Source organism: Mycobacterium asiaticum, assembly GCF_001668675.1.
In the GTDB taxonomy this organism is placed as follows: Bacteria; Actinomycetota; Actinomycetes; order Mycobacteriales; family Mycobacteriaceae; genus Mycobacterium; species Mycobacterium asiaticum_D.
Window position 1 is genome coordinate 1 of record NZ_LZKQ01000027.1, and the last position, 1,018, is coordinate 1,018.

At 68.2% G+C, this 1,018-nt stretch carries 1 pseudogene; it reads right to left on the reverse strand.

Features of this window, described 5'->3' with window-relative positions:
- Positions 1-1,018: pseudogene (locus A9X01_RS30310) on the reverse strand (hypothetical protein); the annotation flags it as partial.

Genomic DNA, 1,018 nt, shown 5'->3' on the forward strand with positions numbered 1-1,018 from the left:
AGGCCGCGTTGAGCCCGTTAAGCCCGGCATTGAAACCACCGGTGAGGGCCGCATTGAAGGCGGCGGTCAGGCCAGGCAGGTTGAAGGCAGGCAGCGTGGCACTGATCCCGCCCGCCAGAAGCTGCCCAGCGTTGACCAGACCGTTGATCCCGGCTTGCAAGCCGGAGATGCCGCCGGTGATAGCCGCGTTCAGCGCAGGCAGACCACCCGTGAGCGCCCCTGTAAGGGCGACGGAGAGACCGCTGATGCTGGCCCCAATGCTGCCTGTCAGGGCCGCATTGAGCGCGGCGGACAGCGCGGGAAGGTTGAACTCGGGGAGTGCCGGCAAGGTGAGCGGAGGCAGTGGCGGGAAGCTGAACGGCGGCAACGCAAACGGCGGCAGTGTGATGTTGCCAGCCAGGTTGATCAACGAGTTGATCCCGGCGTTGATGCTGGCGCCGATGTCCGGAAGTGCTGGCAGCGGCGGGAAGCTGAACGGCGGCAGCGTAAGCGGAGGCAGCGCAAGCGGCGGGAGCTGCAAGCTGGCCGCGAGAGTCTGACCCAGGTTGACCGCTGCGGTGATGCCACCAGCGATAGAGGCACCGATCTCGGGAAGCGTCGGCAGTTGGATGCTGAATGGCGGCAACGTGAATGGCGGCAGCGCGAACGGCGGCAACGTCAATGACGGCAGCGTGAACGGCGGCAACGTGAGCGGCGGCAGTTCCAGGTTGGCACCGAGGTTGATCAGGGTGTTGAGGCCGCCGGTGAGGGCGGCGCCGAAGTCGGGCAGCACCAGGCCCGGGAAGCCGGGGATGGTGATGCCGGGCAGGCCGAAGTTCAGCGGCGGGAACTGGAAGCCGGGGAACCCGGGCAGCGGCGGCAGTTCCAGGTTGGCACCGAGGTTGATCAGGGTGTTGAGGCCGCCGGTGAGGGCGGCGCCGAAGTCGGGCAGCACCAGGCCCGGGAAGCCGGGGATGGTGATGCCGGGCAGGCCGAAGTTCAGCGGCGGGAACTGGAAGCCGGGGAACCCGGGCAGCGG